The following is a 23,339-nucleotide window of genomic DNA, read 5'->3' on the forward strand; positions in this document are numbered from 1 at the left end:
AGCGCAATTAAAATTGACATTATCGTCAAAAATGACGATGATTACGTCATGAGATATCCAGGCGGAAAAGGCAAGTGCTACCAACGGCTCATCAACTTGATGCCCGAGCACCAAACGTACATTGAGACGCACTTAGGCGGAGGCGCAGTTATGCGCAACAAACTACCCGCTGAAAAAAGTATTGGTGTAGATCTTGATAGCAAAGTCATTGAACAGTGGCGTAAAACGGTGCCATGTATGTGTGAACTCATTAACGATGATGCCCTGTCGTTTCTTAGCTCATTTCCATTTAAGGGACATGAGTTAGTTTACGTTGATCCACCATATGTTCACAGCACCCGGAAACGCAGCCGAATCTATCGACATGAATACAGTGATGATAACCACCGACAACTGCTTGAAAAGATATTATCACTAACATGTAACGTTATGATTTCTGGATATGAAAACTCACTATACAACGAAATGTTAGCAAGTTGGCGCTGCGTCAAATTTAACGCAAAAACCCACACTGGTATTCGAGAAGAAAGCGTGTGGATGAATTATGCCCCACCAGCAAAGCTTCATGATTCACGTTATCTAGGTAACAACTACAGAGAAAGACAAACCGTTGCTCGTCGTCGTGCCCGCTTGTATGACCGGATCGAGCAGATGGAGCAAACAGAGCGTAGTGAATTAATTCAATGGCTGAATTCCAAATATGGTCTGGAGACAGTATGACTCAGCGCGGAGCTGTAATTATAGGGCCAACTATAATCAACCTCGATTTTCCTGCGGCTGATCAAGCCATACTACCAGGAGTAATGTGGGGAAGGATTGAAGCATTTCCCTCCCCTGCATACTGGGCTTACCAAGTCTTTGCTCGCCGGTTGGAAGTTAATACAGTTAATTACAAACTGGGGCGGACCTTAAAAGAGGAAGTAGGAGCCTGCTTACTTGGTGGACATGGAATACCTGCAGCAATAGGCATTGCTGCATTTAACCTCTTAAAAACATATGGAGCATTTGAAGCATCATCTCCTTCAGAAGAGCTTCTTTACGAATGGCTTTCTCAGCCGATTGATACAGGTAGTAAATCAGTGCATTACCGTTTTGCAAAGCAGAAATCCCGTTATCTAGCCGCAGCCTTGAACAAATTAGATGTCGAAACACCACCACTTGAATCAGGCCGACAGCTCCGCGACTGGCTAACTACTATTCCGGGTATTGGCTATAAAACAGCATCATGGGTAGCACGAAATTGGCTTGGTGCAGATGATATTGCAATATTAGATATTCACATTCTGCGAGCTGGCCTATTGGCTGGCTTTTTCCCTCAAGACCTAACTGTTGAACGCGATTATCTGAAGCTTGAACAACTGTTCATCCAGTTTAGTGAATCAATGGGAGTGAAAGCCTCAGAGCTCGATGCTCTCATTTGGTACGAAATGCAGGCATCATCAAGTACAGTTTTTACTTTACTTGAATCTTCGAGAGGTCAACCACTTACAAAACTTAAACCACGTTTAACGCGAGCCAAGAACCGCCAAACCGACACCAGCCAAACAGTCCTCCAGTTTTAAACTGGCGCACCATTCATTGCCTGTAATTCCTAGGGGACAAAAATTACATGCAAACGCTTCTGCTACAAGTGCCATCTGGCCTGTTAAAACACCTGCGTCACGCCATACAAGGCTGTCCGCGTATTCGTACTTAGCTGCCGTCATCCCTGGTTCCGCAATAAGCCTAATAACGATGCCAGATTGAATATCAAGTACTGGCAATAATTCATTGCGTACAACGTCCCTTGTCTGATTTGGCTGTGAAAGTAACGCCAACGCGTGCTTGTCCGGTAAGTAGAGTTGCCACCCATCCATTTCTGGCAAGGAAAGAACAATATGTATAGGGTGAATTGCACCAGCGGAAGGTGCTGGCCGTTGGGTTAGTGCGAAGCCTAAGCGAGAATGCCCTACAACCATTTCTCTCGCAACTAACCAGAGCCATTCAGAAAGTATATATTGATCCAATGACCCAAACTCACGTCTTGTTCTACGTGAGTCTATCACTGAACGCACTGGCGGCAGTAAATTACCTTCCGATGGAGGTGGTAGAAAAAAAACCTCCTCTATCGGCCATTCAATGGGTCGGTATGTGAGAGGTTGTCTGCGCGGAAAAGGGCTACCTAAGTCTGTCCAGTCCATATCCTACTTCATCCAAAACCTGAAAATACTTATTGCACCCACGGCAATTACCGCATGGGATATTTGCTTTGTGACAACTATGTGCCCATGCAAGTCCACCCGGAGTGACGCCAGAAACCCTAACCAACTCAGTTGTGGAAAGTTCTATTGCTGGGGCTTCAACGATCATGTTGCCTTCCTGAAAAGACATCAGCTCACTGATTTTATCCACAAAAGCTAGCGTACCATCTAAATGGGAGCTATCAGACTTCACTGTCCCTATCCAGAGGTGAGTGACACCAAACGTAATAGCTTTCATTGCAGCAAGCGAAATTAGCATTTGATTACGATAAGGCCACCAATCACTGGTCGGTGCGTTAGAATCGGCCTCTGCTCCCGCCATGTCCCCAGACCCTAAAGAGCTACAATCTACTTTAATGACATGATGTTCAATTTTCAGGGCGCTACAGATTGCACTAGCTGCTTTTATTTCAGCTTGCGCAGCACGTTGCCCATAATCTAAAGTAATGGCTATATCTGGTCGTTTCCACCATGCAATTGCTATAGAGTCCATGCCACCAGAGAGCAATAAAGCTGTCTTCATTTCTGCACCACTGACCAAAGAGTTTTATAGATTGCAGTAACATAATCCGTACACAAGATGCATCCTGAGCCAGACATCATTTTTTTATCTTCATCAGCTTCATTTTCCGCATAGAAGACAACGGGTATATTACATGCTCGAGCGTACCCTACCTCATAGATTGTTCCAGCATCTAAACCATCACCAATGGCAAAAATGATATCAGCATTTCTTATTCCCTCAAGATCTCTTTCCACAACATCTTCAGCTTTACCATGCCCAACGTCATGATAAGGAGAAAAGACTTTAAATCCTAGATCGCTCAAATTGCGGCGAGCTTGTTCAATTAACCACATCTGTGCCAGAGTAAAGAAAGGACCTGCAAGATAGACCGAATATGTTTCACCACGTAGAAATTCAGGAGTAGGAGAAATTGCCTTAGGATTAAAATCAGCCAGCCCCTGCGTTGAAGGAAATAAACTGTTCTCACAATAATACGCTGTTGCATGAGAAGCTGCATTAGCTGCATCATGAGCAGATTTTTTATTAATCATCCACTGATATGCAAAATAAGCAACGAACGCATCTCCTGAACCTATTTTGAATACATTACTGGTCTCATAAGCTGGAACCGTGGATATTTTCCCATTATCACACACCAATGCTCCAGCAGGCCCTTGCTTAATTATAATTACTTGCGCATGGCCTTGTTCAAACAACTGGATAGCTTGCTCTTCAGCAGATAATTTAGGTTGACCACTCAACGTTGCGGCTTCATAGCGATTGAGGATAAGTGCCAGATTCTGCGCTGTTGAGCCGTTTTGCTTGAACAACTCGGGCTTCGACACATTTTGAGGGTCATAGACGGCGTATTCAGCATCAACTACAGCACTCCCTTCCAGCATCCCATAACGTAAAACGTTAGTCGCTTGCAATCTGATGTCTGGCATCGATACGGGAGGAACGTTATAAATTTTAGGTTCTGAAAGGCCATGTTCATAGTGAAATAAAATAGAACGATCGAGAGGTTGGATGTCGACTTTAAAGCCTTCAAAATAGGCTCTCTCACGAAGTACTTGAGCAACGCTATAATCCGCGTAAGTGTGAAAATTAACTGGTACTTTAAGATGAGCAAGTGCTGATGCGGCTCGACCGGCAGACCCGAATATATCGTGGTAGCCAGGGTGCAGACAGACTTCATGGTAAGAGCCTCCAACTAATGTCAGAACGCCACTATCTGGTGTATTTGTATTCATTGTGCATAAACCTTAACCATAACCTGCCCACCATTGATTGAAATTACCCGAGCAACATAAGTAGTACCAAGCTCAATGCATTCACGCATGCGCCGAATTTGAGGAGAGGCAATACCACCTGCAACTTGGTTAGTTCCAAATATGGCTTCAGTTAAAGATAATCCGTTTTGGTTGCGTTGCTGGATGACCAGTATGTCTCCAACTTTGAGAAATGGCACAACAGCTGGGTTTGGCGAACTAAGCTGCGTGGTTATCGTTAATTTTTCACATGTAAGTTCAAAAGTGTCTTGACCAAACTGACCACCAAAGCTCCCACCACCTGAACCTGACATAATGACCTCGAGATTATAGTTAGAGATATGTCATTAAAATGTATTATGAAAAAAGATCCATTTGTACAAAAATTGACGATTTTCTGATCATCATCAAACATTGTTTTTATACCTAGTATCGCCGCCATACCGGCCCGTCGGAAGATATCTTCACTAGTTGAGAATTTGCCTGCCATCTGTCTCTTAAGCATCGAACACATAAATCCAGTCGCAGCATTTCGGACACACCTTATCACCATGCCAGCAGGTATCGCACCAGCAACATCGCCATTGCCGTATAGTCGTGTTAGCAGGTCGAAGGCGCTTCTCTGGAGGCGGTATAGTTTGTGATGAGGTTTGCTCTGGTACTGTTTGGAGCTTATTAAATCGACATGTTTTAAGTCGAGCGGCATTGTTAATATGCCCCGGTAGGTGCACAAACGTCCTTGTAACTGTCAGAGCGCTAAACTGAACACCGATCTGCAGTTTGCAGTAAATGCAATAAATCAAAATCAACCTGTTGAACAGATTCTGGTGTAACCCATTCACCATCAACAGTGACGGCGTGAGTGGCAAAACGAAGTAATTCATCATGCACTCCGGAACAAATGAAAAAAGCCGGCATGGTTAGCTGGTTTTGTGGATAGAAGGGGGAAAGAAGCATTACCGTCTGGTACAGCGGGTTAGATTTACCGGCCTCTTTTTGTTCTCTTCCTGTTTTTCGATGAACGTAATTCTCCGCGACCAAAGGTTCTGGCATTTCCAGGGAGAACCAGACGTGCACAGGCATCAATTTTGGTGATGTAACTTAGCGCTTTAAGCAACCCCTTATCCTTACTACAGTCCCCACGTTCCAGTTTGCCGAGGCAGCAGTCCTCATAACGCGCTTTGTTAGCGTTGCAGTTGTAGTAGATGCCTTTGCCTTTAGTGATGGTGTGTTTCCAGTACTCACCGAAAGCATGAGCAATCACGCCATCCTGCTGTGCCTTGTTGCCATTTAAGATAAATAGCATGTGGTAATGAAATTTACGTTGTGGTGCATATTCCAGTTTCCACACTGTCCCGAGAACATGGCGAAACAATGGATTCTTTTGCATATTGCGAAACAGCTGCTGACGGTACTTACGGGCATCATCAGCAGTGATGTCCGCTTTATGCTCATTTGCCCATGATAAATCAACACGCAGAACCAACAGTCGGGAATGACGCTCCTGCAGGTGTCCGATGTAATTCATCACTCCCTTCAGGTTTTTAACCGAAGACCGCTGGTACTTTCTGTAGGCCTTTCTAAACTCTGCCTGACTCGCAGCGCATCGGTAATCCTGCACCAGTTTGTTCAACATCTCTGCAGTAGTTACAGTATCTGCTCCCACTATTTTCCCGTTATGGGTACGTGCATGTAAATCAGTGTTATTAAATAAATTCTGAAATGAAGCAATACGTGGATTTGCTATTCTTAGTTTCATCGATTCTGGTGGCAATGTATTAAGATAACGGATTGCATCAAGAATGATGGCTGACTCTGCACTCTCTTTATAACCTGACCGGCTATAAAGAATGTTGAAAGGTGATTTAGATCCTCTGCTGAGAGTTTTAAGACAACTATCAAGTTGCTCTAACCTGAATCTAAATTCATTATCATCGGATATGATGAGGTGGGGAGTGTTATTCTCAATGTGATACTCAGCATGAGATAATAGGAATGATTCTGGTAAGCTCATAATGTGTTTCTCTGAAGCCAATCAACTATTGTTGATTGGCAATATGTTAGATTGACTATTGGGTAAATATATTTATTTGATGCTCAGTATAAATATTGATATCAGAGGGAGGGAGATATCAAAACGTAGATGTATGACCTATGCTAGTACTGTATGAGGTGTTTGTATGGATTGGTGTTGATTAGTAATTGAGTGTATTAATAGCTTACTGATAAAGTAGTGATGCAATAATAAATAAACCGTCATTATAAATAACATAAAGTTATTGTGCAGCAAGGCATCAGGGCATTTAAATATGGTATAAAGTTAGTGATCTTATTTGTCACTATATTCTTTGATCTTCTATGCTCTAGAACTCTTTATTCGTTCCTCCAGCCACTCTTTTACTTCACGTTCAATCCAGCGCGAGCTACGGCCAAATTTAACTGGCTTTGGGAATTTCCCTTCCTGCGCCATTTTGTAAAACCACTTATCAGACAAACCGATCAGTGTGGTAATGAAAACCATATCAACAAATTTATCATTATGAATATCAATCATGCTCATGAAAGTCTCCGGAGATGTATCAGGAGGACGCCGGACGGCATCCTTTCATGTCATAGGTCACAGATGTACGATTTTACTTTTATTGTCCGGAGGAGAGAGAACGTAATAGAGTTCACGTCTGCGCCCTGGTTGTATAGCTACCGTGGAGCCTTTTCGCTCTGCTTTTTTGGAGTGTTCCTTATGCTTCTAGCAGGCACTTTGGTTGAGTGTTACTGTGGAGGTGTTTTTTTGATTTTCCTGAATAAAACCCGTATTCATAGTGGTTGTGAGTGATTTTACACCTACGTTTTCCCCTATGTATTTGCTATAATTAACACTATGAGTTCCCCTGCGGAGCACCCTGAAATGTTCGGGGTGAAGTGGGAGGATGGTACGGTGCAGAAGAGGGATTGAATGAACGGGAATAAGTCAGATGTGAAACTAAAAAACGAAAGGGAATTAAGGTTTTATCGATGGTTATACCAAAATGAATCTGCCCTGCTAAATTATCAACTGAAGCCGGTTGTTAATGCGCTAAATATAAGTTATTTATATTCTCTGGACATTAAGAGGGCATCCAGAGTCATTAACTCTGCAGTGCGTTCCTTTTATCACCCGGATATAGCCAATACATTCGGCAGAGCTAGTCGGGGGCACATTACTGAAAATTTCATTCCTTCACGTGATTTCGCCTGGTTCAAAAAATGTCAGGATGCTTGTTATTATGTCTGGATTGCAATAAGAACATTAAATATAAAAACACTTCCGGTTGCTTTTTCTTCTCTTGAGGTAAACGATTATGGCTCTCCATTCGTACCAGTAATATTAACTTACGATTACCTCGATCTTATTCAGTATCCGGCAAGCCACACTGAACGACTCCTGACAATCACTGATTTCTTTGATCGCTGTGATTCCAGCTTAAAGGGGAAAATGGATCTGCTGAATGCCATAAGGGCCGAATGGTATCGATTGTATAACTACAAGGATGTATTTCCTTTAACCAAGAAAGAAAAAGAAAAATGTGAGTGGGCATGGAAGTATCTTCAAAAAGATAGAGCTAACATAAAAGCAGGTGCAAAAAAAAGGAAGGAAAATAAAGAGTCAGAGAGAAAAGAACAGGAGAATAACAGTCAGGGTGCGTTACATAACAGCAGTGGCGAAATGGACGCTCAAGATAATAAGCAAACACTGCATATAGTCACATTGACTCAGGTTACTCAACGTATGTCACAGCAGCACCCGATATCAACATTAACTGAGTTTGCTCAACATGACCCATCATCTGCCAGAGATAACGATTATGCCACTCACAGTTCTCTTAAAGATATAAGTGAAGATTCAGCAAACATAAATACTATCACTTTGATGCAATATCTTAAACCATCCAGCAATGCTGAAAAACGGCTTATAATTCGCTGCCTCTATACATGTTGGTATCATAAAGACACTGTTTTTTTAAAGCGTTTTAATAAAGCATGGGAAGGCGTACATTTCAGGAAGAAGTCTCGAAGCATAAAAAAATCAACGCAATCACCTGAAACGTCAGAGGTAGACAATATTGATGTCACTGCCAATCAAATTCCATCCATTGCAGAATCACCTCGTGAAAAAACACTCTCGGAAGCACTCAGGGAAGTGTGTGAACAAAACCAGACATTACCTTCTGCTGATGAAGATGCTAAAAAAAATAACAACAAACCCTTCATGGATTTTCCTTATTAACGATTACATTTCCGGACATTAGTTTTGTATCGATGATAAAATTTATTACACCGTTGCATTCCAGATATTTTCACTCCTATATCACTCATATGAAGTCGCGCCAGTACGTACTCCTGGTGCGGCTTCTGTGCATTGATCTGTTGTACCGATCGATACTTAGATTGCGATAGCTATTAACTATTAATAAGTGTGAATTGATCGCTTATGCAATAGATAATAACGATCAATTCCAGGAAACTGATCTGTATTAACGATTATCCCATCCCCTCTCAAATGCATACGATCAGATGGCCTTTTGTACAGCAAAAGGCCATTTTTCATTTATAAAACACTCAGTAAGGAACAACTATGCTGAAGTCGCCCTCTGCCTTGCTTTTCAGTGCTGCATTATTCAGTACCGCTTCGCACGCCGTCATCCTAGACCAGCAATGGGGAAGCTGGTTCGGCACCGTCAGTGCGATGGAATTTGAAATTAACACAGACAATGCCAGCAACGAGCGCCTCACGCTTACCTGTACTGGCGGGCATCTGGCCGTTGCCTATAGCGTACCGGCTGAAGATTACCGCGTGTCCTCTGAAACCGGCCTCGCTGAGCCGGGACTGAACATCGATTCAAAAACGTATTCACTGGGCGAAGCCGCTTTTATGGCTCTGAAGAATTCCGGTGATCGTGGTCAGGTCACAGTCACCTCCATGGGACAGAATCTCTCAAAATCCTTCAAAACTTCCGGGCTTCGGGAGGCGCTGCAAGACATCACCTGGCAGGACTGCGTCAGTCGCTGAACCTCTTTCTCAACAACAGTCACAAGGTTGCTGCGTGCTGAATATCTGTACAGGCCCTTATGCGGCGGCGGCGGAATTCAACCGACTACTTTCTTTCACTACTTCATATATCAATACAAGGGGATTGCTGTGCGCAATATCATTACATTACTTCTGAGTCTGACCGTGCTGATTCTGCCTTCCATGTCATTTGCACTGGATGTGTATGGTGAGGTTCATCCGCAACGTTACACCTTCTTTCTGACTCCTCAGGGCGGCAATGCCCTGAAGGCGGTCAATGACAAAACAGCCGCTTTACTCAATACCGCTCAGCAGGGAAATATGAACGATGCGCTTACGGTCAGCGCCCTTCAGAAAGAGGGCTATGACAGGGTGGGTATTGCGCCCTTTTATCCTTCAGACCGCAGTCAGTCTGCCATACGCGATGACGGTCAGGCGGTAAAGGCGGTGACCTGCGTAATGACTACCGTCACTGTACCCAACAGTACCCGTAAGGTGACGATGGACAGGACCTGGTGTCAGGATGAAGTGGGAGCTGCATACATCGGCTTCAGCGGCTGGGTCCATCGCGATGTGGTGCAAAAAGCCTGTCGCGTGGGGGATGCAGACTGTCCGGTGTATTTATCCCTGCAGGGAGATGACCCGACTATTCGTAACGATGCTGTTCGCTTCCGTGCTTCCAGAAAGCCAGTGGGAGAGACGAGCAACGTTGATGAACTCAGGGCTAATGGCTGCGCCATGGCGAACGAGTCTGTTCGTCTGGATTCCGGCACGCCGGGGCGCTGTAGCGCGATTACTGGCATTGATGCTTCACCCGGCAGCAAAAAGATGGTGGCGCATTTTAAGACTGACACTGGTGAGTCAGGGACACTGGAAGTGACATTTGATACCCCGCACTCTCGTACTGTGATGGCCCGGCCCGTTGGCTCGTTCTATACCCAGTCGCTCAAAAACGGCAAATGGGTCTGCACCGGAGCATACGGAGCGTGTTACTGACACAAGGGCATAAATCGTGAAAAAAGAAACGCGAAAAACTGAAACCCCCGACCTTACCTGGCCGCTAGTCCTGAGTGTTGCCGGGGTTACGATGATGCGCAGCCAGTCGATGCTGGTTCAGACGCTCGGGGCCAGTCTGACCATGTTGAGCCTGATTAAGGGTCTAAAAAAACTGGCCTCGCTGGCCTGAGCCTCACTATAAATCACAGGATGCCAATCCCATGACTGACACGATAAAAGGGAAACTGAGTGGGCTGAAAAGCAAAATGCACTTTTCCCGTCACAGAGGAAAACCGCCAGAAACAGGCAATGATGACCTCACTGAGGTCAACGCGACGAATCCTCTTCCTGAGTTGGGCGAGCCCGTCAGCGACAGCAAAATATCGAAATCCAAACAGATGCTGGAAAGCATCGTGGTACACGGATTGCTGAATCTGGCCGAGAACAGGCTCAGCGATGATGCGTTTGTGGATGCGGTTTTTGAAAAGGCCTATGAGCTGCTTCCGGCAGCGGTCAGGCTGGCCGTCAGCCGGGAGGTGTGCCGGACCTATCTGCACTCACGTAAGAAGCCATTGTTGGCGCAACTGCAGCAATACCGTCATGACAGGCTCAGCATCACCGCACTTCCTGCCCACCATGATGCAATGAGCGCTGGCGCGGTTTCGGAGGTTACTGCAAAAACACAGCATGAAGGTTCACCCGACACTTAACGATAATTAGCTTCCACTGCAATCACAGGCCATATCCCCGAAAGGATATGGCCTTTTTCATTTATGCCGACCGAATAAGGAACCCGTCATGAGATTAGCCAGCCGCTTTGGCCGCATTAACCAGATACGCCGTGACCGTCCGCTCACCCACGAAGAGCTGATGGCGCATGTGCCCAGCGTGTTCGGGAGTGATAAACATGAATCACGCTCCGACCGCTATACCTACATCCCGACCATCACCATCCTCGAAAGTCTGCAGCGTGAAGGCTTTGAGCCGTTCTTTGCTTGCCAGACAAAGGTTCGTGACCAGAGCAAGCGGGAGCACACCAAACACATGCTGCGCTTGCGTCGCGCCGGGCAACTGACCGGCCATCAGGTACCGGAAATCATTCTTCTTAACAGTCATGACGGCTCATCGAGCTACCAGATGCTGCCGGGGCTGTTTCGTGGCGTCTGTACCAACGGACTGGTCTGCGGCCAGTCATTCGGAGAAGTGCGGGTGCCGCATAAAGGTAATGTCATTGAGAAGGTGATTGAAGGGGCTTACGAAGTGCTCGGCGTGTTTGACCGGGTGGAGGAGAAGCGTGATGCCATGCAGTCACTTTTGTTACCGCCACCCGCTCAGCAGGCGATGGCAAAAGCAGCATTAACATATCGCTTTGGTGAAGAGCATCAACCTGTGATGGAATCGCAGATACTTTCGCCACGTCGCTGGCAGGACGAGAGCAACGACCTGTGGACCACTTACCAGCGTATTCAGGAAAACCTGATTAAAGGTGGCCTTTCGGGGCGCACGACCAGCGGCAAGCGTGCTCATACCCGTGCGGTAAACGGTATCGACGGCGATGTGAAGCTCAATCGTGCTCTGTGGGTGATGGCCGAGAATATGTTGCATCTCGCTTCATGAAACTTTTTATCATTCTTCAGGCCCTGCTAATAAACCAGCGGGGCCTTTTGTTTTAAGGAACCATTATGTCTGTATCCAATTTATCCATGGTATTTCCGGCCAACGAGCAACTTATTATTCGACGGGCATTACGAATTGTTGAGAAATATCAGCGTCAGCCCAGTGAGCCATTTACCTCCACAAGTTTCACCAAAACCTGGCTGCAGCTGTATATGGCTCAACAGGAGCGTGAAGTGTTTATTGTGATGTATCTCGATAATCAACACTGCCTGTTGGGCCGAGAAACACTGTTTACCGGCACGCTCAGCCATACCGAGGTGCATCCCCGTGAAGTGGTGAAATCGGCCCTGAAGCATAACGCTGCTGCGGTCATTCTGGCGCACAACCATCCATCAGGTACGACAGAAATCAGCCAACAGGATAAACATATCACTCAGCGGGTGATGAAAGCGCTGGCACTGGTTGAGGTGCGAGTGCTGGATCATCTTGTAGTGGGAAACGAGGTGGTGTCTTTTTCTGAGCTTGGTCTGCTTTAAAGGGAGGTTTTCATGTCATTAATACCAGCCCATGAATGGGGGCTAAAAAACGATATTGTTCCACGTTTTGGTGCCAGATTAGTTCAGGAAGGCAACCGGCTGCATTATTTAGCAGACAGGGCCGGGTTGACGGGAAACTTTACCCCTGAGCAGCTGCAGGCTTTAGAGCGATCTTTCCCAGCGCTCACAGAACAACTTGAAAATCTGCTGCGTACCGGCGAGCTAAACCCGCGCCAGCAACACCTGGTAGCAGTTCACTTTGCCGGGTTTACCTGCATAGCGGATACCTGTGGTAGCTGTGGCTACGTTTACATCACCATTTATCTTTAGCCTGGAGACAGGTAACCCCTTCTTAACTCTTTTTTATCAGGACCTAATACATGCAAATCTCAACCGCTCCGATCACAGCGCCGGTACCGTCACGCGTGTCCCCTGTCAAAGTATGGCAACAATTGTTAACGTACCTTTTTGAGCATCATTACGGCCTCACAATCAATGAAGCGCCGTTCAGTGACGATACGGCGATTCTGGAACACATAGAGGCCGGGGTGAATCTTACTGATGCCGTTAACTTCCTTGTGGAACGATTCGAACTTGTTCGCATTGACCAGAAGGGTTTCTCCTGGCAGGATCAAGAACCTTGGCTAACACCTTTGGATGTTCAACGAGCACAGTTCAACCTTGGCTTGATGCGTTCATAAAACAGCCAGTTAGTCATCAAGGAAAAACATGTGGGGGCATAATTGGGGGCACGCCAGAATAGCGCATAGAAAAATAATCAATAAATTCAACGTGATTAACTATCAAATGCGACTCCTGTGATCCCTCCTGAATTCAACTAGAACCCCTTATGAACACTGATTAAACAGTCAACTGGCCGTTATTATTGTTCCTCATGTAGTCCAGTTGCAGGAAGTGGGGCGGCAGTATGTATATGTAAGAATCCCAGCTTGTTGGCTGGGATTGAGTAATCAACTTAAATCTAAAGAAACGAGTTGCCCGTCGTCACCAAAAATAATTGTCACCATTCCATAAGGACAGTCAGCCGTAATGACTTTGTTTTTAAGCTCTTCATCTATACAGTGTGAAGCCTTCTGCGTTTGACCATCAAATCGGATTTCAAGAAAATAACCCTCGCCGTTGTTCACATGAGGTAATGCATCTTTTTCGCCTCGTGACGCAAGATATTTTTGTATTTCTTCAATATGTATTTTTGCCATACTCATCAGTACCTCAAGGTAAAGGAACAAAAGAACCTTTTTCAATAAGATTTTTCACTTGATTTGGCCTAATAGGACCGACAGATATTATTTTCATTTCATTGTTTGGCACTGTAATGCGCAAAAGTTTTCCATCAACGCTTTGTATTACATTGATATGACCACTTCTTGCATCATAAACACGCACCGCCGCTGGGTTGTTAGCAAGCTTTTGCAGCTCTGCAGCGTTAAGCTTCCCAGACAAACTCCCCAACCGTGAGTCATTTAATTGAGTATAAACTCGATCAGCTATATTAAAGACTCCAGTTGCTTGAACGCCTTTTGTCATTTTTCCAATTAAGGCTAATGCACGTTCAGCAGGTAATGTGCTTAATAATGCTAACGCATAATCTTCTGGATTTTTTGCATTCAATAATGCCATCACAGTATCTGATCCTGGATTGTTCTCCAAGATAGCCTTGATAACATCCTCAGGTAAGTCACCTTTTATATACTGATCACGGATTGTCTGTTTTTCTTGATCAGTCAGATTTGAATCTTGTAAAAGTTCTTTTTCTAAAGAGGCCACGCCCTCAAAATATTTCTCACCCTGGCTACCAAAAATATCACCAAGGTTACCCACCGAGTTATTCTCAGCCGCATTCTTCCCAGCCTGCGCACCGGCAACGGCGCTGCCTGTGCTATCTCCAGCGATGCCACCAGACAGTCCCGCAGCCAGAGAACTGAGGTTAACAATAACCTGCTTCTGTGCTTCGGTCAGGTCTTTGGTCTCAATATTCGGGTAGAGATTATTTTTGATGTAAATAGCGGCCAGTTCACCACTTAAAGCGCCAGCACCACCTGCGGCGGCGCTGTTACCTTGCAGATGGGAAAGCACTGCGCCCAACACTGCATGTGCGCCAATGCGCGCGGCTTCATTATCGTCACCAGCGACATCTTTAATCATCTGTGCCAGATACGGTGCTGATGCACCTGCCAGTGCTTTGGTCATATCCCCGCCCGCCAACCCTTGCAGGGCGGCGGTGGCTGCTTGCGCGATCTTTTGGTAGGTGCCACCAATGCCATAATCTTTCATGGCATCTTTGTAGGCTTGCGATGCTTCTATCTCTTTCGGCGTAGGGTTGAGATTGCCGCTTTTCGCCAGTGCATCTTTCGCCGCCGTGGTGGCTTGGATCTGCCCATGCGTACTAATAACATCAAACACCTGCCCGCCAATCTCGCCAATCAACTGCGCTTCTTTCAGGCGATTTTGCTCTTTCTCTTTATCAAAGATAGGGGTGAGGGCGTTATTGGCATGTTCGACGTCACGACTCAGGCTATCAACATTCTGCTGCTGTTTGTCTGTATCACGAATGATAATGCTACCGTCGGATACTGCCGCATGGGTGGTGCCTTGTGCGTTGCCATTATTATTGGCCCCGACCAGCACCAGATTGCCCATGTTACCGAGGAAGTTATCCGCCACACTACCGCCGGTGCTGATACTCCCCCCCTGATGCTCGGTTTTGAACTCCGCTTTATTTTCAATATTGCTAAAGCCCAGTGTGCCGGTATCCAGTTTGTTCTTATCAGCCGTTGCCGTAGAACCAATCACTGCCCCGTTAAGCTGGGTGTGTTCCCCGACGGTAATATCAAAGCCACCTTTGCCCGCAAAGATGCCGGTCTGTTCTTGCACCGAATCAAAGTTACTGTGCATTTTGTCTTGAGTAGCACTTAAGTTTGCCGAGCTATTGCCCGCTCCCCATACCACCACACTGACGCCGCCACTGATACTCTGCTGTTTCGAGTCATAACGGTCACTGTCTTGCTGGCTTTGCAGGGTTAGATTGCGGCCGACATCGGCTTCGACTTTATCGCCACTGAGCTGTGCGCCTAATAGCGTGGTGTCGCGGCCGCTAGCCAGCGACAGAGTATTGCCACTGTCGAGGGTGGTTTCAGACCAATAAGTGCCATCGCCACTGTCTTTGCCTTTACTGCTGTTGGCATTAGCGAAAATACTGAGCCCGATTTTATCGCCAAAAGTAATACTGGCACCGATGTTGCCACCACTGCTGCTGTTGCTGCCTTCCGTTTTCTGGGTATTGGCTGCACCGAGTAACAACAGGTCACGATCGGCATCCAAGGTGGTGTCGTGGCCGGCTTTGAGCTGGCTCCCGCCAATAATGATATCGCCGCTGTTGGCACTCTGGCCTTTGCCGGTGGCGGTGATATTGAGGTCATTGCCCGCGGTAAGGGTTGAGCCACTGACAGACTGCTGTTCCTGATGTTGTTGAGAGGTCGATTTTTGTGAGCCTAATGACACACTGATGCCAATCAGGCTGCCGGTATCGGTATTGCCCTGTGCCTGTGCCAGATCCACGGCCTGTTTAGCCGATACTCCTGTCAGAGCCGCTTTGGTTCCCTGTAATGCAGCTAAACGACCACTGGTTTCGTTTTTAGCGTCTTGTACGGTCGTTACCGCGGTGTTCAACGCTGAGCCGACTGCGCCAGAAAGAGCGAGTGTCAGGCCACTGCTTTTTTGTTCATAACGCTGATCGCTGCTGCGTTTGTCCTGACCCGGTTCAATGACGACGCTATCACCGGTGACATTCAGGTTTTGCTTGGCCAGAATATCCGCGCCACCAATATGGGCAGTGCCGCCAGCGTTGATGGTGACATCGCCGCCCGTGCTACCAATGGTGCTGGCGCTTTGGCTTTGTGTCGTCCCGGAATCACGGCTTTGTTGGCGTGATGAGGTGCTGCCAATAGTGACCCCGATACCGCCACCACTGAACATGCCGCTTTTTTTCTGTTCAGACAAACGGTAGCTGGATTGTTCTTCGGTGGCCGCCACAATATCCACATTGTTGCCCGCAATCAGTGCGACATTATTGTCACCAACAACCGCCGAGCCTTTCACCTGTAAGTCATTACCGGCAGACAACGAGACATTTTTGCCACTGAGCAGCGAACCTTGCTCCTGTGTCGCGTAATCTTCAGATACCACGTGGGTGGTGGTCTTCGATAACCTTTTCTTTTTGACGGTAGTTTCTTCAAAGAAGGAATAATCACTTTCCGTCGCCGTAGCCACATTAATGTCATGACCAGCTTTCAGGGCAATATCACCACTGGCCTGCGCCTGTGTGGCCTGTAGATTAATGTCATTACCGGCCAGAATGGTGGTGTCCCCACCGCTGACGCTTTCAGTCCCTTGCTGACGAGTAGATTCATTGATCTGTTGTTTGCGATCGCCGTGGCTTTCGCTGTAGGTGCTGCTTTGCTGGGCATTAAGATTGACGTCACGGCCCGCCTTGAGGGTAGTGTCGTTATCTGACACCAGCGCTGCTGCCTGTGAGTTGATATCCCGCCCGGCATCCAATGTCAGATTATTGCCACTGGTGATCACTGAGCGAGTGGCATCATTGGTACGATTTTCACTATTATTGGTTTTTTGTTGGCTATTTCTCTCCGCTGTTTCCAGCGAAATATCACGTCCTGCAGATAGCCCGACATTCCCCTTAGCGGCCAATTCACTGGCCGTCAGTGACACATCGTTGCCTGCATTGAGTGTTAGGTCGCCGCCAGCACTGATGTCACTGCCTAAGCTATCGCGCTGCTCGCTTTTTTGATAACCGTTACGTTTATCCTGCTGTTTATTATGTTCATTATTGCTGAGCGTAGTATTGGCTTTGACAGCAATATCACCGCCCGCTTGCATATCCAGGTTACCACCAGCAGAGACCTTGGCACCCGTGACTAAAATGTCTTTGCCAGCCTTCAAGCTGAGAGAGTCTCCAGCGCTGATAGTGGCGGTATCACCCACTTCTGTGCGGGTTAATGACAATGACTCGCTATCCCAACGGCCATTACCGGCCGTCGTTGCTGTCCACTGTTGGGTGAGTGTTTGATTGATGATATTCCCATCAAGGCTTGCCAGCGCTACTTGCTGACCAGCGATGCTGGAGCCGATGTTACTGATATCACCGATAGCACTTAGTTGCAGGCTACCGCCGGACGTGATTTCCCCGCCTTGCAGGTTGCTCATTGAGGTTTGGCTATTCACCGCCAACAACTGGTCAGCCTTGAGGGTACTTTCCGTATTGATAACTTTACCTGCATCAAGATTAACCTGATTACCAGCGATGACGCTGCCGGTTAGTGAGGCGCTATCCGCTTTCGCCAGATACAATTTGGGGGCTAAAACCGTCTGGCCGTTAACATTAATTTCTTCCCACCAGACAATACTTTTGTTCAGCGCGGCAACCTGTTCCGCTGTCAGGCTGACACCCAGTGTGAGTCCCAGCCCAGTTTGGGCTTGTGCAGCATTGTCGATAAGGTATTGCATCTGGGCCAAATCCGACCCAAGACCATTGAGGTAGCGCTGGCCGGTTTGGCTCAGAACAGCATTACTGATATAGCGGGTGTCAAAAGCCGCATCGCCAAGGAAACGATAGTCATAATCAGGTTTCAGGTTTAAGCGGTCGAGGAAATAAGACGAGCCGAGGAATTTGTTTTGATCGGTGAACTGGCTGTTATTTTCCTGTGGTGCCGCTCCAGGTTGCTGGCCCAGCATCGCATACAACCCGTCAAACAGGCTGTTATCGAGTTGCCCCAATTCATTCAGTTTGGGGTTGGTGGTGATCAGATACGGGCTGCTTGGATCGGGGGCCAGCACAAAGTGGCCATTGTTGCTATTCGGCAACGGATAATCAGCTAACTCGGTGGCATTGTTGCCCAAGGAACCCAGCGCATTCTGCAAATTATCTTTCCAGGCGGGTGTTCCCACGGTGATATGTTGATCATCCGTCAAATCCTGCGCCTGTGCAGTACCGATATTATCCGGTTGCGATAGTAAATCTAGCTTAGGAGCTGCCAGTGTATGACTCACTCCGCCCGCATTTGGCGTGGCTGTGGTGTTACTCATGTCGCCGGTGAAATGGGCATTAACTGCACCGCCCGCTTGAATGACGGAGCGGTAGAGCTGGCTGTCTTCACTGCGTTCAGTACGTATATCCCCATCAGCGGTGTAGGTAACGGACTGGTCCTCAATTTGCCCTAAGGCGAAGATATTAAGAGGCTTTAATTTGGACACCTCATACCAATGTCTGGACTGAGGAAGTTCTCCTGTGCGGTAGGTTTGATAACGTGTTTCTGTCCCTGCCAACCAGGACTGATTATTCAGCGTATTACCCGTAAGAGAAATATCACCGTTAGAGAAAATATCGCTGGCCAGGTTATCGAGTGTTTGAGCGGTGACGACAAGATCTTTACCGGCAGCGATACGTCCTGCAGCCCCCTTGCTGGTGACTGAAAGGGTCGAAACAGATAACGCCAGCTCTCGCGTTTTCTCAAAGGGGGCGGCATAAGTATATGTGTGACTCACTTGATTGGCATCATCCCCAGCTTCTTGCCGAGTGATTTTTATCGTGTAATAACCAACCTCACCTTCCTCGAAGAAACTCAGTGGCACTTTTACTATTGCCCCATTTAACCAAGGATATTCATTCGTCAGATCCTTGTCTGTGCGAGTCACACTCAGTCCATCACGCTGATTGAGTAAATGGGCGGTATTGATGGTGATATCACCGCGCCCAGTTTCAATGGTGCCTGAAGTGTTAATAACCTCGCTGTTGGCATTGCCAGTGGCATCTTTCTGCATCCACAGACGGTTGTCCGCTAAAATATCGCCGTAGTGGTTGGTGATCCGGTCTGCCAGCAGTTGCATATTGCTACCGCTGTACAACATGCCGCTGTTGAACAATTGACTGGTGGCGCTTAATAGCAGGTCGCCTGCGGTGCCGATAAAGCCGTTGTTGCTGATAGTGCTGCTACTCAGCAACTGTATGCGGCCCCCAGCTTGCAGACTGGCCGTATCATCTTGTGTGATACCCATGGCCTCAATACGGACATCGCCATTACCACCGCGCAGTGTTCCGCTGTTGGTGAAATGCCCCAGACTATGGATAGACAGGCTTTGCCCCTGCGTAGTGCCCGCGAGGGTGATATCCCCGTGACTGGATAGGTTGAGCATTTTGCCTGCGGCCAGAGTGCCGTGCTGTGTAAGGGCATCATTGAGGGTCAGGGAAAGGTTGCCCAAGGCGACCAATTGTCCAAATAGGCTAAATGTACCGCTGACTACTGTCAGGTCGCCTGCGCTGAAGAACTTAGCATCCTGTTGGTTCTCAATCTGTTGCGCCTGAACGCCCATCTGGCGTGTGGCCAGCAGGGTGCCTGCATTATTCAGGCTGCCAATCTTCAGTTGCAGGTTGTCGCCCTGTACCGTTCCCCGATTGTTGAAAATATCAAACGTCAACAGGTTATCGCCCGCAGCTATCAACGTACCGGTGTTGTCCAGTCGCGTACCGTTAAAAGTGATGTTATTCGCTTGCAGCCAGCCACTGTTGTTGAGGGCGAGAGCGCCAATATCTAAATCCCCCCCGACAACAATTTTGCCCGTGTTAAGCATTGGCGTCGTCAACACGAATGTGCTGGCTCCAGTGCTCTGAATGTTACCCGCGTTATCTAACCCTGCAGCATTCAGGTTCAACTCGTTTTGGCTGCGTAGGTCACCGCTGGCAAGGTTATGGAACACGCCACTCAGTTGGGCATTGAATATATCCTGGCCTTGCATCACCCCAGTATTGGTCATGTCTGCCGCGTGTAGCGCCAGAGAATGGGCCTGTATACGCCCCTGATTATCGACTTGGGTGGCATTCAGGGTTAGTAAGCCATTACTCAGCATCTCACCGCTTTTTTGTTGGGTGATGTCGTGACTTATTTCAGACTTAAGCTGATTAACCCCAGCGATGACACCACTGTTGAGCAGCGAATCGCCTTTCAAGAATAGCGAAGTCGCCTGCCAGTTGCCGTGGTTAACCAACGCCAGCGCGTTAATCGCTGCTTCACCGAGGGTGACTATTTGGCTACCTACACCGCTTTTAAGATCACCGGTGAGATCGAGTTGGATGCGGTTATCCGCCTGCAAAGTCCCGGTGTTATCCAGTTGGCGCGCTGCTAAAATAATCTGCTCGCCTTGCCATGTTCCGGCATTGTTAACAGCCGCTGCATTCACCTTCAGATCACCGCCGCTCAGTAGCTTACCGCCGGTGGCATTGTTCAAATCCTGCTGCAATTGCAACACCAGATGCTCGACGCCAATCAGATGACCACTGTTGGTTAACTGCTCAGCATTCAACTCTGTCGTGGTGCCTTGCGCTTCACCCTGATTGATAAATTGCTGTGCATTGAGGTTGAGCTGGTTCTCACTGAGTATTTTTCCATTATTGGTCAATGACTCCGTGCTTAGCGTGAGAGGGCCCTGACTCAACAGTTGCCCGTGGTTGGTGAGGCTTTGTGTGGCTTTGGCCGTGAGTTGGTCAATACCTAATGCACTGCCGGTGTTATCCCAAGTTTGTGTTTCAATATTCAGGCGGTTGGCTTGCAGTTTGCCGGCATTGTCCAGTTGTGCACCTTGTAAAGTCAGAGTTTCCCCTGCCAGCAAACGTCCTTCATCTCTATTGTTGAATGTTTGTGCATCAATAATGGCATTGACGTCGGCCTGCATAAGCCCGCTGTTGTCCAGATTGTGGGTTTTCAATGCCAATACGTTTGCTGCTAGGGTGCCGCTGTTGCTCAACGAGGGAACGTCCAGAGTTAACCCCTGACTTGCGATCAGTGAGCCGCTGTTGTCTAGACTACGGGTAAAGGCCAGTTCGAGTTGCGGAGCGCCAACCCGTCCACTGTTGACCAATTGCTCACCACGCAGCACCAACTGCTGTCCAGCTTGCAAGGTCCCTTGTTGGTTAAGCTGATTGGCTGTCAGTGTCAAACCTTGCTCAGCCTGCATGCGGCCTTGCTGGGTAAGGCTGTCACTGTGCCACCCAATATTGCGTGCAGCGATATCCGCCCGGTTTTCGGCTGTTCCGGCGACAACATTCAGGTCACCAAGCGTCGTAAAAATACCAGCGAGCTGAGCATTCTTCTCAGTATTCAATGTGATGCTATCTTTAGCCTGAATTTGCGCGCTGTTGCCCGTGGTGAACTGCTCTCCCTCCACGGTCAGGGTGTGATCGCCGGACAGCAATCCGCTCAGCATTAATTCACCCCCTTGCAGGTGAATATCGCCGGAACTGAGTAGCACCGAGCCTTCAGCGGCAGTCAGGTTGCTGTTGATAGCGATACCCTGTTTCCCTGTTGCCCGTCCCGCCAACAGGAACTCACCCGCTCGCACGTTCAGCGGCCCTTCGGCGTACAGTGACCCATCAACGTGCAAGATATCGCGCACCGTCAGGGCTAACTGCTGCTCTGAGCCAATCAGACCGCGGTTATTCACCGTCTCAGCATTCAATGTCAATGCGCCAGCTGATTGCAGTTGACCACGATTGTCGAGTTGTCCGACATCTAGGTTTTGGGAACCCTGAGCTTGCATCAGCCCGCTATTATTGAGGATTTGTGCCGTTATTTGGTTGTGGCGATTGGCTGCAAGTTGTCCACTGTTATCCAGTGTGGCGGCCTGTAGTGTAAGATCCCGCCCGGCGGTAAGCTGCCCCTGCCAATTTGCATTACCACTGAAAGTGAGATGAATATCGCCCTGTGCATTGAACAGGCTATTGCGGGTACTTTGCAGGTCAGTACCTTGCAGAGTGGCATCACCGCCAGAGCTGGTTTTACCCGCCAAATTCAGGGTGCCACCTTGTAAGGTCACACCATCAAGACCCGTTAGCGTGGAACTCCCATCCAGAATTAGGTTGTTTTGCGCTGTCGCAAGCACGGTTCCAGCCCCGAGCTGACTATTCAACCACTGTTGCTCGGTGCCTTTCAGCGTCAGCGTTTGTCCGCCAACCAATTTGCCTTGAACGTCGCTACCTGCCTGTACCGTGCTGTTGGCTGCACGTAACTTGCCCGTAGAATCCAGAGTGACTGCTTTGGCCGCACTGAGTGTGGATTGCTCCAGTGCCAAATCGCCGCCTTTGAGTGCGAGTTGCTGGTCCGAATTGAGCGAAGCGTTGTTCACGGACAGCTTGCCTTGGCTACTCAACACCATATCCTGCCCGGATTTATGGTTGCCACCCAGAGTCATTTCGGTCGCGCTGACATTCAGGCTGCCCTGTGCCAGCGAATTATTGAGGGTCAGCTTGCCGCTGCTATCCAGTTGGATATCCCCCTGACGGGCATTGAGGTTACCGAGGTTAACACCTACCCCTTTCTCACTGGACACCAGACGGATGCGATTGGCATACATCCCGCCCAATGCGCCGGTATCAACCGCCACTTTGGGGACATCACCTTTGCCTTGCAGCGCACTAACATGGCCGGCCGAGTCCACCCGGTTGCTACCGGCAATCAGCGTGAGGTCTTGCGCATAAAGTTGGGCGTTAATCTCAGTGGCACGGCTGATAATTGACAATGCACTACTCTGGCTGGCATCGAGGCCTTTGCCCTGAATCGAGATGGCTCCCTGAGTAACTTCCAATGCCTGCAATTTACCGTTGGCATCCATCATTGGCTTGCCGGTGGTCAGTGTCACATTCGGGGTATTAATAAATCCGCAGCCATCGCAGGTGATACCGTACGGGTTTGCCACCATGACACTGGCTTGCTTACCGGCCACTTCCAGATAGCCTTGCAACTGTGAACGGTTAGTGCCCACCACTTCATTGATAATGGCTTTAGCTTCGTTGCCTGACTGTAAATTCGGATTGTTTTGAATCAGCCCACCCAGTTGAGATTGCGTCAACTGACCGGTAGCATTATTGAGGATCAGTCCCTCTTTACCCACATTGAAGTCGTTATATTGGTTGTGGGAAATTCCGGACTGATTTGGTGTGGCGATGTTCACTACCGGTACACCATTAGCGGCTTTATCTAGCTGTGTATTGCCTCCAGCAACACTCACCTCCGCAGCCAGTACGGGCATAACAGGTTGCAG

20 protein-coding genes are annotated in these 23,339 nt (G+C 48.0%); 11 read left to right on the forward strand and 9 right to left on the reverse strand.

Features of this window, described 5'->3' with window-relative positions:
- Positions 1-150 precede the first annotated feature (150 nt).
- A complete protein-coding gene (locus tag DA391_RS00320) occupies positions 151-720 on the forward strand; it encodes a DNA adenine methylase (RefSeq protein WP_108087220.1) in 570 nt (189 codons plus the stop codon).
- On the forward strand, positions 717-1,562 hold the full coding sequence (locus DA391_RS00325) for an 8-oxoguanine DNA glycosylase (protein ID WP_108087221.1): 846 nt from the start codon (positions 717-719) through the stop codon (positions 1,560-1,562). Before DA391_RS00320 ends, DA391_RS00325 begins: the two co-directional genes overlap by 4 nt.
- Here the strand turns inward: DA391_RS00325 and DA391_RS00330 are convergent.
- The 7 genes from DA391_RS00330 to DA391_RS00360 form a co-directional block, all read right to left on the reverse strand.
- A complete protein-coding gene (locus DA391_RS00330; protein WP_108087222.1) occupies positions 1,506-2,180 on the reverse strand; it encodes a dehydrogenase in 675 nt (224 codons plus the stop codon). The two genes, DA391_RS00325 and DA391_RS00330, sit on opposite strands and share 57 nt — an antisense overlap.
- Positions 2,158-2,763: a 7-cyano-7-deazaguanine synthase gene (locus DA391_RS00335; protein WP_108087223.1), complete on the reverse strand. Its 606-nt coding sequence runs from the start codon at positions 2,761-2,763 to the stop codon at positions 2,158-2,160. Before DA391_RS00335 ends, DA391_RS00330 begins: the two co-directional genes overlap by 23 nt.
- Positions 2,760-3,998 (reverse strand): PfkB family carbohydrate kinase, encoded by a 1,239-nt coding sequence (locus DA391_RS00340; RefSeq protein WP_108087224.1) that lies wholly within the window; start codon positions 3,996-3,998, stop codon positions 2,760-2,762. The genes DA391_RS00335 and DA391_RS00340 overlap by 4 nt, the downstream gene beginning before the upstream one ends.
- Positions 3,995-4,330 (reverse strand): hypothetical protein, encoded by a 336-nt coding sequence (locus tag DA391_RS00345; protein ID WP_108087225.1) that lies wholly within the window; start codon positions 4,328-4,330, stop codon positions 3,995-3,997. Before DA391_RS00345 ends, DA391_RS00340 begins: the two co-directional genes overlap by 4 nt.
- Before the next feature lie 183 nt (positions 4,331-4,513).
- Positions 4,514-4,903: a putative zinc ribbon protein gene (locus tag DA391_RS24655; RefSeq protein ID WP_367968552.1), complete on the reverse strand. Its 390-nt coding sequence runs from the start codon at positions 4,901-4,903 to the stop codon at positions 4,514-4,516.
- Positions 4,904-4,998: 95 nt separating this feature from the next.
- The gene (locus tag DA391_RS00355) at positions 4,999-6,030 is read right to left on the reverse strand and encodes a YagK/YfjJ domain-containing protein (protein ID WP_108087227.1); all 1,032 of its coding nucleotides are present in this window, start codon (positions 6,028-6,030) and stop codon (positions 4,999-5,001) included.
- Positions 6,031-6,372: 342 nt separating this feature from the next.
- Entirely contained in the window at positions 6,373-6,576 is a 204-nt protein-coding gene (locus tag DA391_RS00360; RefSeq protein ID WP_108087228.1) for a helix-turn-helix transcriptional regulator, read from the reverse strand.
- A 393-nt stretch (positions 6,577-6,969) separates the two neighbouring features.
- On the opposite strand from DA391_RS00360, the gene DA391_RS00365 reads away from it, so the two are divergent.
- The 9 genes from DA391_RS00365 to DA391_RS00400 all read left to right on the forward strand — a co-directional run bounded on the left by DA391_RS00365 (position 6,970) and on the right by DA391_RS00400 (position 12,913).
- Positions 6,970-8,280 (forward strand): hypothetical protein, encoded by a 1,311-nt coding sequence (locus DA391_RS00365; protein ID WP_108087229.1) that lies wholly within the window; start codon positions 6,970-6,972, stop codon positions 8,278-8,280.
- Positions 8,281-8,628: 348 nt separating this feature from the next.
- A complete protein-coding gene (locus DA391_RS00370) occupies positions 8,629-9,063 on the forward strand; it encodes a hypothetical protein (RefSeq protein ID WP_108087230.1) in 435 nt (144 codons plus the stop codon).
- A 129-nt stretch (positions 9,064-9,192) separates the two neighbouring features.
- Positions 9,193-10,059: a hypothetical protein gene (locus DA391_RS00375; protein ID WP_108087231.1), complete on the forward strand. Its 867-nt coding sequence runs from the start codon at positions 9,193-9,195 to the stop codon at positions 10,057-10,059.
- Positions 10,060-10,075: 16 nt separating this feature from the next.
- On the forward strand, positions 10,076-10,249 hold the full coding sequence (locus DA391_RS24310; RefSeq protein WP_167398153.1) for a hypothetical protein: 174 nt from the start codon (positions 10,076-10,078) through the stop codon (positions 10,247-10,249).
- A gap of 31 nt (positions 10,250-10,280) precedes the next feature.
- Entirely contained in the window at positions 10,281-10,769 is a 489-nt protein-coding gene (locus DA391_RS00380; protein ID WP_108087232.1) for a hypothetical protein, read from the forward strand.
- An 88-nt stretch (positions 10,770-10,857) separates the two neighbouring features.
- A complete protein-coding gene (locus tag DA391_RS00385) occupies positions 10,858-11,676 on the forward strand; it encodes a DUF932 domain-containing protein (protein WP_108087233.1) in 819 nt (272 codons plus the stop codon).
- 65 nt (positions 11,677-11,741) lie between these two features.
- Entirely contained in the window at positions 11,742-12,212 is a 471-nt protein-coding gene (radC, locus tag DA391_RS00390; RefSeq protein WP_108087234.1) for a RadC family protein, read from the forward strand.
- 12 nt (positions 12,213-12,224) lie between these two features.
- On the forward strand, positions 12,225-12,542 hold the full coding sequence (locus DA391_RS00395; protein ID WP_108087235.1) for a type IV toxin-antitoxin system YeeU family antitoxin: 318 nt from the start codon (positions 12,225-12,227) through the stop codon (positions 12,540-12,542).
- A gap of 50 nt (positions 12,543-12,592) precedes the next feature.
- Positions 12,593-12,913, forward strand: coding sequence for a TA system toxin CbtA family protein (locus DA391_RS00400; protein ID WP_108087236.1), 321 nt, complete (start codon positions 12,593-12,595; stop codon positions 12,911-12,913).
- A 270-nt stretch (positions 12,914-13,183) separates the two neighbouring features.
- Here the strand turns inward: DA391_RS00400 and DA391_RS00405 are convergent, their stop codons facing one another.
- On the reverse strand, positions 13,184-13,432 hold the full coding sequence (locus DA391_RS00405) for a hypothetical protein (RefSeq protein ID WP_050873955.1): 249 nt from the start codon (positions 13,430-13,432) through the stop codon (positions 13,184-13,186).
- Positions 13,433-13,445: 13 nt separating this feature from the next.
- Complete coding sequence (locus tag DA391_RS00410; protein WP_430980871.1) at positions 13,446-23,327, reverse strand: hemagglutinin repeat-containing protein; 9,882 nt, start codon at positions 23,325-23,327, stop codon at positions 13,446-13,448.
- Positions 23,328-23,339: the final 12 nt, after the last annotated feature.

Source organism: Yersinia massiliensis (assembly GCF_003048255.1).
In the GTDB taxonomy this organism is placed as follows: domain Bacteria; phylum Pseudomonadota; class Gammaproteobacteria; order Enterobacterales; family Enterobacteriaceae; genus Yersinia; species Yersinia massiliensis_A.